This is a genomic window from Bradyrhizobium sp. Ce-3 (assembly GCF_022835695.1).
Classification (GTDB): Bacteria; Pseudomonadota; Alphaproteobacteria; order Rhizobiales; family Xanthobacteraceae; genus Bradyrhizobium.
The window spans coordinates 141,939-156,722 of the sequence record NZ_BQUV01000008.1; the positions used below are offsets into that span (position 1 = coordinate 141,939).

A 14,784-nucleotide genomic window follows, 5' to 3' on the forward strand; every position below is an offset into this window, starting at 1 on the left:
AATTCAACTGACAGTACTGCTCCAACGTAAATATCTATGGTTAATCCGCGGTTACCCCCGCTTGAGGCGGCCGTAACCAATTAGTTAACGAGCCGGCTGTACCCTATGTGTGAGACAATGGCTCTCGATTGCTGGCAATGTCTGATCGCACTAAATGAGCAGTAACCTCACCACGCGCTACCCGGTGCACGAGCGCGCTTCGCGTGATAAGTACGCGCGCAAAAATGAGGGAGAGCAAACCACTCCCTCGACGGGTGAGGAATCCGTGCTCCATTACACGCCAAGCACAGAATTGCGCGAGGCATCGACCGCGTCAGGCGATCGACCGAACGAGAGCCAGCCGAAGCTGCGCGTCGTCCTGGTGCAGACCCAGGCCGAGAACGCCGGCGCACAGGAGATTTCGCGGCTGCTCGGTGCCGGCCTCACCGCGCGCGGCTATGACGTCAGCAACCTGTTCTTCTTCCGCAAATCGGATTCCTTCGACGAGCCGCCCAATACGTTCTATTGCGCGCCGAGCCGCCCGGGAAATCCGGCGGCGCTGCTGCGGATGCTGTGGATGCTCGCCGGCCATCTCAGGGCCATCAGGCCCGACGTCGTCCTGACCTTCCAGCATTTCGGCAACGTGATCGGCGGCGGCGTGTCGCGCGTTGTCAGCCGCGCCCCCGTCATCGCCAACCAGGTGTCCTCGGCGCTGTCGATGAGCATGCCGGTGCGTGCCGCCGACATCATCATGGGCTCCACCGGGTTCTTCCGGTGCATCACGCTGAACTCGCGGGACATGGAGCGCGAATATGCGCGCTACCCGGCGCCCTATCGGTCGCGCATGAAGCACGTGCCGCATGGCTTCGACGACAAGTCGCACAGCCTGCCGAAGGACGTCGCACGGCAGCAGTTCAAGCTGCCGCCGGATCGCACTCTGCTCGGCTGCGCGGCACGGCTGCACCCGCACAAGCGGCTCGATGCGGCGATTCGCCTGCTGGCCGCCGACCCATCCTGGCACCTTGCCCTCGCCGGCCAGGGCGCGGATGAAGGGCGACTGCGCGCCCTGGCGAATGAGCTTGATGTCTCCGACCGGCTGCACTTCATCGGCGAGATTCCGCCGCGCCGGATGGCCGATTTCCTGGCCTGCCTCGACGTTTTCGTCTTCCCGACGCAGGCCGAGACGTTCGGCCTCGCCGCGGTCGAAGCCGCGAGCGCCGGCATTCCCTGCGTCGTCAATGATCTGCCCGTGCTGCGCGAGGTGCTGTCCTACCAGGGGCAGCCGGCGGCGGTGTTCGTCGACGCTGCGAATGAGGCGGAGTTTTCGGCCGCCGTGTCGAAGGTCCTGAGCGATCGTGTGTTGAGCGAGCAGCTGCGGCAAAGCGCCGTGGGTCTGAAGTCGCGTTATTCGTTGGATGCCATGATAGAGGAATACGTCCGCATTCTCGGCGACGCTGTGGGGGCGGACGCGCACTAGGAAGTTGGGCTGGCCATGATTATCGAGTTTCGCTGCGATCGCGCGCAGCCGCGGCTCTGGATGTGCCGTGAGTCACTGCGCGTCAACGATCAGGATATTCCCGTTCAAATTGCCTGGACCACGACGCCGGACCCTCACCCGGCGGGCCTCGAGGCGCTGTTCGAGCTCGAGCGCATCGTGCTGCGCAAGGGCAAGGCCGGCGGCGCCGACCGGCTGAAGACCATCCCGGAGCGGCCGCGCGCGGGCAATCCCGACGTGGTGGTCGACTTCACCAGCGCCGCGCCGGATCCGAACTGCGCCGCCGAGCTGTATCTCCGTCCGCGGTTCAACGGACACGCGGGAGAAGGCGCGGCACTTTCCGCCATTCTCGCCGGCGACCTGCCGGTGATCGAAATCGTCAATGAACGCGACGGCACGGTGATGGACCGCGGCCATCCCTCTGCGGAAATCGCGGCCGGCCTGAGCGGCGGGCTCGATACCGTGATGGCCCGCACGCTGTCGATGCTGCCGCCGATCCTGTCGGGCGCTCCGCGGCTGGTGCCGCAACTGGCTGCGCCGGCAAACAGCGTACCGCGCAATCCCGCGCCGTTCGTGCTGCGCGGCGTGGCGACGTCGATCGCCAAGGAAATCTATCGCCTGTGCTGCTACGCGCCGCACTGGCATGTCGGCTGGCGCTACGCCGACAACGCGGATGTCTGGCGCACCGGCGACCTGTCGGGACCTGCCTGGAACGTGCTCGGCGATCCCGGCAATCATTTCTATGCCGATCCTGTCCCGGTGAAATGGCAGGGCAGGACCTTCGTGTTCTTCGAAGACCTCGACCACCGCACCGGCAAGGGCATCATCTCCGCGATCGAGTTCGACGGCAACGGACCGATCGGCGCAGTGCAGCCCGTGCTGGAGGAGCCCTGGCACCTGTCCTACCCGTTCCTGATCGAGCACGACGGCGAACTCTGGATGATCCCGGAGAGCACCGCGCATCGGGACGTACCGATCTACAAATGCATCCGCTTCCCGGACAAGTGGGAGCGGCACGCAACGCTGCTGACCGGGCTTGAACTTGCCGACGTGACCATCACGCAGCACAACGGGCTCCACTACATGTTCGGCGCCTGGCGCGACGGCACCGGCGGATATTCCGACACGCTGGCGATCTATTACGCCGAGCGGCTGTTCGGACCCTGGCAGCCGCATGCGGCCAATCCCATCCTGATGGATCGCGCGACCACGCGTCCGGCCGGCAACTTCGTGACCGTCGATGGCAGGCTGTGGCGGCCGGTGCAGGATTGCAGCACCGGATACGGCGCGGCGCTCGGCCTTGCCGAAGTGCTCGAACTGTCGCCGACGACATACCGGCAAGCGGTCCGTCACCTGCTCAAGCCCGGGCCGCTATGGACCGGCCGCAAGCTGCACACGCTCAACCGCTGCGGCCAGCTCGAGGTGATCGACGGCTCGCGGGTTCAGCCCAAGACCACGGCCTTGCTGGCCGGCCTCCGGTCGGGCGACCGGTCATCGCAATGGGATTGGCACAGCGCGCTTGCGAAGCCGATCTCCCGACGGATCCATTAGCTCAATTCGCCTCGGCGCTCAGTACGCCGCCGAACTGTTCCCATGAGCTTCCGGTCCAGCGCTGCAGCTGGAGCTGCGTGTAGGCCATGCTGTTGTCGGGCCCGGTGTTGATCGTGATCCCCGGCATCAGGGTCGGCAGCACCAGCCCCTTGATGTTGCGCGCCTGCCTGACGATGTTCTCGCGCGACAGGTCGTCGCCGCACTGCTTCAGCACCTGTTCCAGGATCTGGCCCTGCTGGGTCCCGAACAGATAGTTGTTGTCGCCGATATCGGCGCCGGGAAGATATTTCTCGAAATGGGCGCGGTACCATTTCATGCCGGGATCGTCGGCCCATTTCCTGTCGTTGGGATCCTTGGTGATGGTCGCCACCACGACGCCCACCGCCTTGTCGGCGCCGGCCGGCACGATCGTCGCGGACACCGAGCTCGACACGTAATTGACGATGGTGAGCGGCGACCAGCCGATCTCGCTCGCTTTCTTGATCGCCTGCGCCGCGAATTTCGGCGTGCCGGCGATGAGGAATGCCTGGGCGCCCGATGCCTTCAGCGTCACCACGCGGGATTCAATGGTCGGCTCGGTCACTTCATAGGGCGAGGTCACCACCTTGCTGTCGAACTCGCCCTTCAGCACCTCCTTGAACGCCGCGACGAAATCGCGGCCGAGATCGTCGTTCTGGTAGAGGATCGCGATCTTCGCGCCTGGAGCGGTCTGCGCGATGTACTTCGCGTAGATCTTGCCTTCGGTGTTGTAGCTCGGCAGCCCCGTGGTGGTCAGCGGAAACTCGGCAAAATTCGCGAACTTGGTCACGCCGCTGACCACGAACAGATGCGGCACCTTCTTCGCGGTGACATATTTGATGGTTGCGCCGATCCCGGGCGTGCCGAGCGGGCTGAACAGGAACGCCACCTCATCGCTCTCGATCAGCTTGCGGGTCTGCTCCACTGCCTTCGGCGGCGTATAGGCATCGTCATAGGTGATGAGATTGATCTTGCGGCCGTTGACGCCGCCGCGGTCATTGACGGAGTGGACATAGGCGATCAGGCCTTTGCCGGTGTTGCTGAGTGGCGATGCCGGGCCGCTGAACGGGAACGTGGCGCCGACCTTGATCTCCGATTCCGAGATGCCTGGCGTTTCGGCGCGGACTGGCACCGCGGCAAGGACCGCGAGCATCGCCATGGAGACAGCAAACGACTTCAACAGCATGAATTCCCCCTGAGCTTTTATGAATTGACCAATTCCTGCAACCGCCGTGCCGCGCCTACCAGGCTTCGCCGAACGGCCTGATCTCGACGTTGAACGACCACGCGCTGCGATCCTGATGGGCGACGTGCCAGACCTCGTCGGCGATCGCCTTCGGCTTGATGAAGAAGTCGTCCGGCCGATCCGGCCACCGCTTTCGCGTCCATTCCAGATCGATCACCGCATCGATCACGAGATAGGCGACGTGGACGCCCTGCGGCCCGAGGTCGCGCGCCATTGCCTCGGCGAGGATCCGCTGTGCCGCCTTGGTCGGTGCGAACCCTGCAAAGCCGGCCTTGCCGCGCAACGCCGAGGTATTGCCGGTCGCAACCATGGCGCCCTTGCCCGCAGCGATCATCGCCGGAGCAAACCGCCGTGCCAGGTACAGCAGCCCCATCGTGTTGACCTGGAAGTTGCGATTGAGGATCTGCGGATCGATCTCGCGGAAGGTGCCGAACGCACCGCCGACCGCGTTGTGGACGACCACGGCGGGATTGCCGAGATCGCGCTCCACGGCAGAGGCCACCGCCTCGATCTGCGCGGGATCTGACACGTCGCAGCGATAGGCCTTTGCGCCCGGCAACTGCTGTTCGAGCGCGGCGAGCCGCTCTTCGTTCCTGGCGAGCAGCGCGACCCGATAGCCGCCTTCAGCGAACCGCCTGGCGAGCGCCGAACCGGTACCGGGGCCAACGCCGGATATCAGACAGACAGGTGCGGTCATGCGATCAACCCTCCGCGTTGCGGCCAACAGTTTTCAAGATCAGGCGGCCGCCTTCGACGACAGCTTCGCCACGTAAGGTTTGAGGTCCGGCGCAAAATATGCGTGCTCGATCAGCCGGGCAAAGTGCGCGAACATCAGCGGATATTGATCACTAACGCCCGCGTGCAGGATCTTCTCCAAACCCTGCTTGCGCAGCTGATCGGTCCGCGCGTGCTCGTTCATGAACAGCGCGAGCTCGGCGGCAAAGCAGATGTCGGCAATCGAGATGCCGTTCCCGACCAGCGCGTCCCGCGCTGGAGACAATGCCTGCTCGATGCCCGAGGCATAGATCGCGAACGCGTCCCTGGCGCGCGCGTGAATCGCCGCGTCGACCGTGCCGCCCGACAGCGCCAGCAGGTAGATCTGCGAGTCCCGCGCGAACACCAGGCTGACATCGAGGAAGCTGTCGATCCTGGACGCCTCGAAGGCATCACGCCCGTAGAGCGGGAACGTCGTCTCGCCGAGCCGCGCCACCGCGCGCATGATACTGTTGGATTCGAAGATCCCGACCTTGCCGTCGGCGCCGAATGCAGCCGGAACATTGCCGAACGGCTGCGCCGCCATGAATGCGTCGGTCTTGAACAGCTGCGCGCCGGTCAGTCCGACCCGGCCGGTCCGCGCCAGCGAGGCGAGCTCGGCGCGCTCCTGCTCCGCCAGCGGACGGGCGTCGTAGTCCCACAACCAGTCGCGCAGCTCCTTGCCGGAGGCGCCCCGGACCTCGACGTCGACGCCGCAGAACCGCGCCGCGATGGTTGCCTTCCAGACCCGCGGGTTCGGCAGATAAGAGAAGATGCGCAAGGCGGCCATGGTGGCTGCTCCGGTGCTGTTGTCTCAGGCGGCCAGCTTCAGGATCTTGACGACGTCGCCTGGCTCGCGGATCGGCTGCGGGTTGGCGCGGGTGAAGATCGACAGCATCGCGTTCTTGCCGATCAACTCGAAGCGATCCTCCCTGACCCCGACATCGGCCAGCCGCCGCGGCAGGCCGAGCTCCGCGATGAAGCCTGCGAATGCCTCGCTGGCATCGCGGCCGGGCGCACCGAGCGCGGCGGCGATCGATCGCTGGGCGGCCTCGGTCGCGGGCCGGTTGTAGCGCAGCACGCTCGGCATCATCACCGCCGTGCAGAAATAATGTGGCACGTCGCAGGTGCCGCCGAGCACATGGCCGATGGCATGGCTGGCGCCCATCGGCACCCGCGACTGCAATCCGAACGCCGACAGCCAGGAGCCCAGCTGGCAGCTCAGCCGCGCCGCCGCGTCATCGGGATGATCCTTGGTGCGCAGCAGGCCATCGTGCAGGTAACGCAGCCCCTGCTGGCACACCGCGTCGACCAGCACGTTGGGGCGGCTGGAGCAGATCGCCTCGATGCCGTGATCCATCGCGCGCGTACCGGAGCCGAGCCAGAGTTTTTCCGGCGTGTACTTCGTGATCGCGGGATCGAGGATGATGCTGCGCGGCATCATCATCGGGTGGTTGAAGATCTGCTTCAGCTTGCGGCTGGTGTCGGTCACCAGTGCGCCGGAATTGTACTCGCCGCCCGACAGCGTGCTGGGGATCGCGATCATCCGGACGTTCGGGTTGCGGAACGGACCGAAGCGGCGGTCCGGCGTGGTCTCGAACCCGTCGAGGCCAGCAGGCTCGAAGATCTCGTGCTCGATGCACATCAGCACGATCTTCGCGGCATCGACCACCGAGCCGCCGCCGATCGCAACGACCAGATCGGCCTTGGCCTCGCTGGCCTGGCGCGCGATCTGCGTCACCACATCCCGCGTTGTATGCTGCGGCACGCCGTCGAAGGTCGCGGCATGACGATCGCCGAGGCCTTTGCGAATCTTCTCGATCTCGTCGGTCGTGGTGTTCAGCGTCCGGCTGGCGATCAGATAGACGCGCTTGGCGCCAAGCCGATCGGCCTCCTCGCGCAGCGCTTCGGCTGCCGGCTTGCCGTAAATCACGGATTCCATGCTGGGATATTGATGGCTGCCGACGACGCCCATGCTGTTCACTCCCTCGATGTATCCGTGAATTGCGCTGCCGGTCAGGCCGACAGCTTGGTGAAATCCGGCTGGCGCCGTTCGGCGAACGCGGCAAAAGCCTCGCGGGCTTCCGGCGTCGTCAGCCGCTCCTTGAACAGCACGCCTTCCGCGGCGATCTGCGCCGCGATCCGCTGCTGCTCGCGCATCAGCTTCTTGGTCATGCCGAGCGAACCGGCCGGCCGCCTGGTCAGCGCGATCGCCGCGTCATGCGCCCGCTTGCGCAGATCGGCCTGCGGCACGACCGCGTTGGCGAGCCCGGATGTCAGCGCGCCCGGCGCATCCATCGGCTCGCCAAGCGCGAACATCGCATAGGCGCGGGCGTGCCCGATCCGTAAAGGAAGCAGCCAGCTCGATGCGGCTTCGGGCACCAGCGCCAGATTGACGAACGGCGTAATCAACCGGGCGTTCTCGGCGAGATAGACCAGATCGCAATGCAGCAGCATGGTGGTGCCGACGCCGACCGCGTTGCCCTGCACGGCGGCGACCAGCGGCTTGCCGGCTTTGCTGATGGTCTCGATGAAGCGATGCGCCGGGCTATCGACCGCGCTTTCGCCGCGCGCCTGGCTCGCAAAATCGGCCAGGTCGTTGCCCGCGGTGAAGCTGTCGCCATCGCCCTGGAACAGGATGACGCGGACGGACGGGTCCGCCTCGGCCTGCTTCAGCGCGCTCGACATCGCGTCATACATCGCGCCGGTCAACGCGTTCTTCTTCTCCGGCCGCTGCAAGGTCAGCGTCATGACGCCGGCGGCGACTTCCACTTTGACATGCTCGGTCATGGCACTCTCCCGTCAGGCGACCGCGCGGGCCGCCGTGGTTTCGAATTTGCCGTCGAGGAAGCCGGTCAGCCGTTGCCGGATGATCGCTTCGGCCTCGGTCATGATGCGGTCGATCAGTTCCTTGACCGTCGGGATGTCGTGGATCAGGCCGACCACCATGCCGCAGCTCCAGGCGCCGGCATCCATCTCGCCGTCGATCATCACCTTCGGGTAGACGCCGGCGACCTGCTCGTGGATGTCCTCGATCTTCAGCCGGGCGCCCTTCTCCCGCTCGATCTCGAGCAGCTCATCGACGCCCTTGTTCTTCAGCACCCGCTCGGTGTTGCGCAGCGCGCGCATCACGAGGCGCGTATCGAGCTCGTCGGCATCGAGCAGCGCCTGCTTCACATTTGGATGCACCGGCGCTTCCTTGGTCGCGATGAAACGCGTGCCCATGTTCATGCCGGCGGCACCCATCGACAGCGCCGCGACCAGGCTGCGCGCATCCGCCATGCCGCCGGAGGCGACGAACGGGATTGTCAGCTCGTCCGCCGCACGCGGCAGCAGGATCATGTTCGGGATGTCGTCCTCGCCGGGGTGACCGCCGCACTCGAAGCCGTCGACGCTGACCGCGTCGCAGCCGATCTTCTCGGCCTTCAGCGAATGCCGCACCGAGGTGCATTTGTGGATCACCTTGATCCCGGCCGCCTTCAGCGCCGGCATGTACTGCTCCGGGCTGCGGCCCGCGGTCTCCACCGCCTTGACGCCGCCCTCGCGGATCGCGGCGATATATTCCGGATAGGGCGGCGCGGTGAAGCTCGGCAGGAAGGTGAGGTTCACGCCGATCGGCTTGTCGGTCATGTCGCGGCAGCGCGCGATCTCCTTCGCCAGCAGCTCCGGCGTCCGCTGGGTCAGGCCGGTGATGATGCCGAGGCCGCCGGCGTTGGACACCGCAGCCGCCATCTCGGCAAAGCCGACATAATGCATGCCGCCCTGGATGATCGGATGCTGGATACCGAACAGTTCAGTGATTGCTGTCTTCACAAGTCGCTCCCGCGTTTCCGATCAGTGGACGATTTCGAACAGACCGGCTGCGCCCATGCCGCCGCCGATGCACATTGTCACCACGCCGTATTTCGCCTTGCGCCGCCGGCCCTCGATCAGCAGGTGGCCGGTGAGCCGCGCGCCGGTCATACCGTAGGGATGGCCGATCGCGATCGAGCCGCCATTGACGTTGAGCTTGTCCGGATCGATGCCGAGCTTGTCGCGGCAATAGATCACCTGCACGGCGTAGGCCTCGTTGAGCTCCCAGAGATCGATGTCGTCGATCTTGAGGTTATGCCGCTTCAGCAGCCGCGGGATCGCGGCAACCGGGCCGACGCCCATCTCGTCCGGCTCGACGCCGGCGGCAACGAAGCCGCGGAAGATGCCGAGCGGCTTCAACCCCTTCTGCGCGGCGATCTTGTCGCTCATGATCACGCAGGCCGAGGCACCGTCCGAGAGCTGGCTGGCATTGCCGGCGCTGATGGTCTTGCCCTCGAACACCGGCTTGATCTTCGCAAGTCCGTCCGCCGTGGTATCCGGCCGCGGTCCTTCGTCCTTGGCCAGCGTCACCTGCTGGAAGCTGACCTCCTTGGTGTCCTTGTTGACCACGGCCATTTTGGTCGTGAACGGCACGATCTCGTCGTTGAAGCGGCCGCCCTGCAGCGCGGCGCCGACCCGGCGCTGGCACTCGAGACTGTACTCGTCCTGCTTGTCGCGGCCGATCCCATAGCGCTCGGCGACGACCTCGGCGGTCTCCAGCATCGACATGTACATCTCGGGCTTCATCGCCATCAGTTCATCGTCGACGGCGTGGAACCGGTTCATGTGCTCGTTTTGCACCAGGCTGATCGACTCGATGCCGCCGCCGATCGCGATCTCGACGCCGTCAAGCATCACCGAGCGCGCCGCGACCGCGATCGCCTGCAGGCCGGAGGCGCATTGCCGGTCGATGGTGGTGCCGGCCACCGTGACCGGAAGTCCGGCGCGAATCGCACCCTTGCGCGCCACATTCATCACCATGGTGCCCTGCTGCATGGCGCAGCCCATCACCACGTCCTCGACCTCGCCGGGCGCGATGCCGGCGCGCTTGACGGCCTCTGCCATCACGTGGCCGGCCAGGGTCGGGCCGTCGGTGTTGTTGAGCGCGCCGCGATAGGCCTTGCCGACGCCGGTGCGCGCGGTGGAAACGATCACTGCATCCTGTGACATGCTTGCCTCTCTGGCTTAGGCGGCCGCGTCGAGCTGCGCATAGCGCAGCACGTGATAGGCGGGATCGCCGAACTGGATGTTGATGGAAGAAATCCGCTTGAAGTAGTGCCCGACATTGAGCTCGTCGGTCATGCCCATGCCGCCGTGCAACTGCACCGCCTGGTCGGCCACGAACTTGCCGGCATAGCCGATCTTGGATTTTGCCCCGGACGCCAGCCGCGAGAGGCCGGCCTCATCGCCAATCAGGCTGAGGCTGAGGTGCTGCATCAGGGACAGCGCCTCCTGATGCGCGATGAACATGTCGACCATCCGGTGCTGCAGCACCTGGAAGCTGCCGATCGTGACGCCGAATTGCTTGCGCGTCTTGGAGTAGTCGAGTGTCGCGTCGTTCAGCTCGCCGATCGCACCGACCGCCTCGGCACAGAGCGCGCCGATCGCGCGGTTGCGGCAGGCTTCGAGCGCGGCGACGCCCTCGCCTTCCCGGCCGAGCAGTTCGCCGCGTACGCCGCGCAAGCTGATCTCGGCCGCCCGGCGGCCGTCGATGGTCCTGAAGCTCTGCAAATCGAGATTGGCAGCGCGGCGATCGACCACGAACAGGCTGACGCCGCCGCGATCGTGGCGATGACCCGAGGTGCGGGCGGAGACGATCAGATAATCCGCCCAGGGCGCGGCCATCACCGCCGTCTTGTCGCCGGCGAGGACGTAGCCGTCACCGTCGCCGCGCGCCGTGGTGGTGACGGTGGCGAGATCGAACCGCGAGCCCTTCTCGGTCCAGGCCAGCGCCCACAGCTTCGATCCCGCGATGATGTCTGCAATGAAAGCCCGCTTCTGCGCCTCGGAACCCACCTGCTCAATCAGGCCGCCGGCAACGACAACCGTCTCGACGAACGGTTCGACCACGAGATGGCGGCCGAACTCCTGCATGATGATCATGGTCGACAGTGGTCCGCCGCCGAGCCCGCCGGCGGCCTCCGAGAATGGCGCGGCAAGCAGGCCGAGCTCGGCGAATTCGGCCCAATGCTTGCGGCTGAAGCCGTCCTCGCTGCCGACGATCTTGCGGCGCGCGTCGAAGTCATACCGGTCGCGCAGCAGCCGCTGCACGCTGGACCGCAACAATTCCTGCTCTTCCGTGAACTGGATATCCATCCGATCCTCGTTGCCGCTAGTTGTTTGAGCATGGTCTTTTCGGAAAACCGCTTCACACTTTTCCGGATCATGCCCTAGAGTCCAAGCACCGCCTTGGCGATGATGTTGCGCTGGATCTCGTTCGATCCGCCGTAGATCGAGAGCTTGCGCGAGTTGAGATATTTCTCCGACGCCGTGTGGCCGTAATCCGGGCCCGGCATGAAGTGATTGGCGCTGACCGGATGCTCGCGGATCGCCAAGCCATAATTGCCGATCGCGCGATGGGTCAGCTCGGTGATATCCTGGAAGATCTCGGTGCCGCGGATCTTGAACAACGACGCCGCCGGACCCGGATCGATGCCGCGCGCCATCTGGGCAACGACGCGCAGCTCGGTCGCCTCCAGCGCCAGCACGTCGAGCTCGACGCGGGCGATATCCCTGATGAACTCCAGATGCGCCGGATCGTCCTCGGGGATCTCAGCCCTGACGATCTTCTTCAACCGATTGATGTAGCGCGTCGAGCGGCCGATGCCGGCCATGCTGGTGCGTTCATTGCCGAGCAGAAACTTGGCGTAAGTCCAGCCCTTGTTCTCCTCGCCGATCAGGTTCTCTGCCGGAACGCGGACATTCTCCAGGAAGACGTCGTTGATCTCGTGCGAGCCGTCGATGGTGATGATCGGGCGGACGGTGACGCCCGGCGACTTCATGTCGATCAAGAGAAACGAGATGCCCGATTGCGGCTTCGCCGTGGGGTCGGTGCGGACCAGGCAGAAGATCCAATCGGCGTGCTGCGCCAGCGTGGTCCAGGTCTTGTGGCCGTTGACGATGTAATGGTCGCCGTCGCGCACCGCCTTGGTACGAACGGTGGCGAGGTCGGAGCCGGAGCCCGGCTCCGAATAGCCCTGGCACCACCAATCCTCGCCGGACAGGATGCGCGGCAAGAATTTCTGCTTCTGTGCGTCGTTGCCGAAGGTGTAGATGACAGGCCCGACCATGGTGACGCTGAACGCGAGCGGCGGCATCGTGCCGGCGCGCGTCGTCTCCTGTTCGAAGATGAAGCGGCGGGTGATCGACCAGCCGGGCCCACCATGCTCCTTCGGCCAGAGCGGCGCGATCCAGCCCTTGTCGTGCAGGATACGATGCCACAGCAGCATCTGCTCCTTGGAGAGATCGGTCTCCGGATTGGCGACGCGCATCTCCGCTGGATAATTGTCCTTGATGAAGGCGCGGACTTCGTCGCGAAACGCCGCATCTTCAGGGGATAGCGCGAGCTCCATGAACCGCTCCTACCACTTCTCGCCGAACGGCCGGATTTCCAGCTCGAAGGTCCAGGCGCTCTTCGGCTGCTGGTAGAGCTGCCAGTAAGACGTGGCGACCGAAGCGGGCGGCATCAGCAGATCGGGATTATCCAGCGCGTTCGGACCGAGTGCCTCGATGCGGCGCTGCCGCACCCATTCGGTGTCGACGCCGGAGTCGATGATGAGATGCGCGACATGGATGTTCTTCGGTCCGAGCTCGCGCGCCATCGCCTGCGCCACGGCGCGGAGGCCGAACTTGGCGCTCGCGAACGCCGCATATCCGCTGCCGCCGCGCAGCGACGCGGTGGCGCCGGTGAAGAAGATGTTGCCGCCGCCCCGCGCCGTCATCAGCCGCGCCGCCTCGCGCCCGGCGAGGAAGCCGGAATAGCAGGCCATTTCCCAGACCTTGCGGAACACGCGCTCGGTGGTCTCCAGGATCGGGAAGTTCACGTTGGCGCCGATGTTGAAGATGCAGACCTCAAGCGGCGCATGCTTGTCGGCATCGTTGAGGAAGGCGGTGATCTCCTCCTCCTTGCGGGCATCGAGCGAGCGCGCATGGATCTCGCCGCCGGCAGCCTCGATCTCCTCGACCAGGGGCGCCAGCTTGTCGCCGTTGCGGCGGCCGGCAAAGATCGTGAAGCCTTCGGAGGCGAACTTCTTGGCGATCTCGCCGCCGATGAAATCACCGGCACCAATGACGGCAACCGTCTTGTTTCTCTTCTGCATGGCGTTCTCCGGTCCTGTTCGAATGAATGATGTTGCGGCGACGGCCCAGCCTCAGCTGCGCAGCGACTCCGCCAGCTTGTGCTTCAAAAGCTTGCCCGTCGATGTCGCGGGCAGCACGTCCATCAGGATAATCTCCGACGGGCGCTTGTACGAGGTCAGTTGCGGAGCAACATGCGCCATCAGATCCTCTGCGGTAACGGTCGAGCCCTTGATCAACTGCACGAAGGCGACGACCTCCTCGTTACCCTCGACCGATCGGCCGACCACGGCGCACTGCACCACGGCGTCATGCGTGCTCAGCACCGCCTCGATCTCGGCCGGGTAGACGTTGAACCCGGAGCGGATGATCATCTCCTTGGTGCGCCCGACGATATAGAGTGCGTCATTCTCGAAACGGGCCAGGTCGCCGGTGTTGAACCAGCCGTCGGGATCGATCGCCTTGGCAGTCAGATCCGGTGCACGATAATAGCCGCGCATCACGTTGGGGCCGCGGACATGCAGCTCGCCGACTTCGCCGTCGGCGACCGGCTTGAGATCACGACCGACAAGCTTTGCTTCCAGCCCCGGCATCACGGTGCCGACCGCATGGTCGGCCCGCGGATTATCCGGCCGGACGCCGGAGATGCCGGGCGAGCATTCGGTGATGCCATAGCCGTTGAGCAGCGGCAGGCCGAGTTCCTGCTCGACCCGCGATTTGAGCTCGAGGTCGAGCGGCGCGCCGGCCACCGAGATCACCCGCAGCCGGCCGCGATCGAGCTTGGGCAGGCCGGCGTTGCGGCGGTATTCGAGCAGGCGCTGATAGGTCGCGGGGACACCGTTCAGGATCGTAATGCCCTCTTCCGCCATCGCCTTGACCAGCGCGGCCGGATCGTACTTGGCAACCAGCCGCACGGTGGCGCCGACCATCAAGGTCATCGTCAGCAGCGAGATGCCGACGATATGCGAGATCGGCAGCACGCAATACTGCACGTCGTCGGCCGCCATCTTGCGGAACTGGGCGGTGCTGCGGGCGCTGAACAGCAGATTGCGGTGGGTCAGCATCACGCCCTTCGGCGCGCCGGTGGTGCCGGACGTGTAGATCAGGACCGCGACCTGATTTGCGCCTTCGGCCTCGACCGGCTCGGCTACGGTTGCGAGGTTCAGGCCGGTGACGGCGACGCCACGGAGCGGGCCGACATCCTGGATGGCCGCCTCGTAGCGCGCGGCGTGGGTGGCCGCCTCCTGCGAAACATCAGCAGTCAGCAGCACGCGACGGGCGCCGCTGTGATCCCTGATCTGATCCAGCTCGCGCGGCGACAACCGCGGATTGACCACGATCGACCAGACATCGAGCCGGCTCGCCGCCAGCAGCAGGCAGGCCAGCGGAATCGAATTCTCGCTCACGATCATCATGCGGTCGCCGGCACGGATGCCGAGCGCCTGCAGCGCCGCGGCGACGCGATCGACGGCCTGATCGAGCTCGCGATAGCTCAGCCGCATCTTGTCGTCGATCAGCGCCGGATGATCCGGCGTCGCGACGACATGGTGAGCGATCACCTCGTGGATGCGGTTCGGCAAGCCTTCCAGGCTTC

At 65.4% G+C, this 14,784-nt stretch carries 13 protein-coding genes; 2 read left to right on the plus strand and 11 right to left on the minus strand.

Annotated features, from left to right (window positions below; translation table 11 throughout):
* Nucleotides 1-265 precede the first annotated feature (265 nt).
* Complete coding sequence (locus BRSPCE3_RS26175) at nt 266-1,456, plus strand: glycosyltransferase family 4 protein (RefSeq protein WP_244069172.1); 1,191 nt, start codon at nt 266-268, stop codon at nt 1,454-1,456.
* 15 nt (nt 1,457-1,471) lie between these two features.
* The gene (locus BRSPCE3_RS26180; protein WP_244069173.1) at nt 1,472-3,025 is read left to right on the plus strand and encodes a hypothetical protein; all 1,554 of its coding nucleotides are present in this window, start codon (nt 1,472-1,474) and stop codon (nt 3,023-3,025) included.
* A 1-nt stretch (nt 3,026) separates the two neighbouring features.
* Here the strand turns inward: BRSPCE3_RS26180 and BRSPCE3_RS26185 are convergent, their stop codons facing one another.
* The 11 genes from BRSPCE3_RS26185 to BRSPCE3_RS26235 form a co-directional block, all read right to left on the minus strand.
* A complete protein-coding gene (locus tag BRSPCE3_RS26185; RefSeq protein ID WP_244069174.1) occupies nt 3,027-4,229 on the minus strand; it encodes an ABC transporter substrate-binding protein in 1,203 nt (400 codons plus the stop codon).
* 55 nt (nt 4,230-4,284) lie between these two features.
* Entirely contained in the window at nt 4,285-4,986 is a 702-nt protein-coding gene (locus BRSPCE3_RS26190; protein ID WP_244069175.1) for an SDR family NAD(P)-dependent oxidoreductase, read from the minus strand.
* 39 nt (nt 4,987-5,025) lie between these two features.
* Nucleotides 5,026-5,832 (minus strand): glutathione S-transferase, encoded by an 807-nt coding sequence (locus BRSPCE3_RS26195; protein ID WP_244069176.1) that lies wholly within the window; start codon nt 5,830-5,832, stop codon nt 5,026-5,028.
* Between the two features lie 24 nt (nt 5,833-5,856).
* Entirely contained in the window at nt 5,857-7,017 is a 1,161-nt protein-coding gene (locus tag BRSPCE3_RS26200; protein ID WP_244069177.1) for an iron-containing alcohol dehydrogenase, read from the minus strand.
* Nucleotides 7,018-7,058: 41 nt separating this feature from the next.
* Nucleotides 7,059-7,832 (minus strand): enoyl-CoA hydratase-related protein, encoded by a 774-nt coding sequence (locus tag BRSPCE3_RS26205; protein ID WP_244069178.1) that lies wholly within the window; start codon nt 7,830-7,832, stop codon nt 7,059-7,061.
* Nucleotides 7,833-7,844: 12 nt separating this feature from the next.
* Nucleotides 7,845-8,855 carry a nitronate monooxygenase family protein gene (locus tag BRSPCE3_RS26210; RefSeq protein ID WP_244069179.1) on the minus strand — a complete coding sequence of 337 codons (1,011 nt, stop codon included), beginning with the start codon at nt 8,853-8,855 and terminating at the stop codon, nt 7,845-7,847.
* Nucleotides 8,856-8,876: 21 nt separating this feature from the next.
* A complete protein-coding gene (locus BRSPCE3_RS26215) occupies nt 8,877-10,064 on the minus strand; it encodes an acetyl-CoA C-acyltransferase (RefSeq protein WP_244069180.1) in 1,188 nt (395 codons plus the stop codon).
* Between the two features lie 15 nt (nt 10,065-10,079).
* Nucleotides 10,080-11,210, minus strand: coding sequence for an acyl-CoA dehydrogenase family protein (locus BRSPCE3_RS26220; RefSeq protein ID WP_244069181.1), 1,131 nt, complete (start codon nt 11,208-11,210; stop codon nt 10,080-10,082).
* Between the two features lie 74 nt (nt 11,211-11,284).
* The gene (locus tag BRSPCE3_RS26225; protein WP_244069182.1) at nt 11,285-12,466 is read right to left on the minus strand and encodes an acyl-CoA dehydrogenase family protein; all 1,182 of its coding nucleotides are present in this window, start codon (nt 12,464-12,466) and stop codon (nt 11,285-11,287) included.
* Between the two features lie 9 nt (nt 12,467-12,475).
* Nucleotides 12,476-13,213, minus strand: a complete 738-nt coding sequence (locus BRSPCE3_RS26230) for an SDR family oxidoreductase (protein WP_244069183.1) — start codon at nt 13,211-13,213, stop codon at nt 12,476-12,478.
* A 51-nt stretch (nt 13,214-13,264) separates the two neighbouring features.
* Nucleotides 13,265-14,770 (minus strand): AMP-binding protein, encoded by a 1,506-nt coding sequence (locus BRSPCE3_RS26235; protein ID WP_309296336.1) that lies wholly within the window; start codon nt 14,768-14,770, stop codon nt 13,265-13,267.
* Between the last annotated feature and the right edge of the window lie 14 nt (nt 14,771-14,784).